Source organism: Vibrio sp. 10N.261.52.A1 (genome assembly GCF_002876325.1).
GTDB lineage: Bacteria > Pseudomonadota > Gammaproteobacteria > Enterobacterales > Vibrionaceae > Vibrio > Vibrio chagasii.
In genome coordinates, this window is sequence record NZ_MCYD01000862.1 from 1 (window position 1) to 1,165 (window position 1,165).

Annotated in this window: 1 protein-coding gene; it reads right to left on the reverse strand. The window is 48.4% G+C overall.

The window, feature by feature from the left end:
* Positions 1-1,165: molybdopterin-dependent oxidoreductase (locus BCT81_RS18465; RefSeq protein ID WP_157938876.1), on the reverse strand; the 1,165-nt coding region annotated here is incomplete at both ends.

Below are 1,165 nucleotides of genomic sequence, written 5' to 3' on the forward strand. Positions count from 1 at the left end.
GCGTAGGAACACGGAAGATAGCTTCTTTGTCATCCCACGTTGGGTAATCAGCAACTAGGTCACGACGTGGCGTGTACAGTGGCTCACGGTGCAGTGGCACACGGTCTGGGAATGTCCAAACAATCGCACGTGCTTTCGCATTACCAAATGGGATACAACCGTGTTTAATTGCCACACGTTGGATACCACCTGAAACGTCAGTCTTCCAGTTTTTGCCTTCAGCAGACGCTTTCTCTTCTGCAGTTAGATCATCCCACCAACCCAGTTGTTTCAGTAGTTTATCGCTGAACTCTGGGTAACCGTCTTTGATCTCACAGCCTTTCGAGTAGCTGTCTTCAGCAAGTAGGCTTTGACCTTCAAACTCAACACCGAAACGAGTACGGAAGTTACCACCACCTTCAGCAACCGTCTTAGACGTATCGTAAAGGATGTGTGTACCAGGGTGTTTCATCTCTGGAGTGCCCCAACATGGCCAAGGTAGACCGTAAGTCTCGCCATTTGCTGGGCCGCCTTCTGCTTCTAGAGACGTTTTGTGGAACGTATGCCAGTTCTGTTGGTGCTCTTTCAAGCGTTCAGGGCTTTGACCTGTGTAACCAATCGTCCACATACCTTTGTTGAATTCACGTGTAATGTCTTCAATTAGAGGTTGGTTGTTCTCAACACGAATGTTCTTGAACAGCTGATCAGAGAAACCAAGTTTCTTAGAAAGCAGGTACATGATTTCGTGGTCAGGTTTAGATTCGAACAGAGGCTCAACGACTTTGTCACGCCACTGTAGAGAACGGTTTGACGCCGTTACACTGCCGTAGGTTTCAAATTGAGTCGTTGCTGGAAGCAGGTAAACGCCGTCTGTACGATCGTTCATTACCGCTGCAACCGTTGGGTATGGGTCAACAATAACCATCATATCCAGCTTCTGCATCGCCTTCTTCATCTCTGGACCACGCGTCTGAGAGTTCACTGCGTGACCCCAGTAGAACATCGCGCGGATGTTTTCGCGTTGACGAATCTTGTCTTTGTCTTCAAGTACGCCATCAACCCAACGAGATACAGGAATACCTGCACTGTTCATTGGTTTTTGACCACCGTATGCGTTGTCGTCGAAACGGCCTTTCACCCAGTCAAAGTCGATATCCCAAACTTTTGACCAGTGACGCCAAGAACC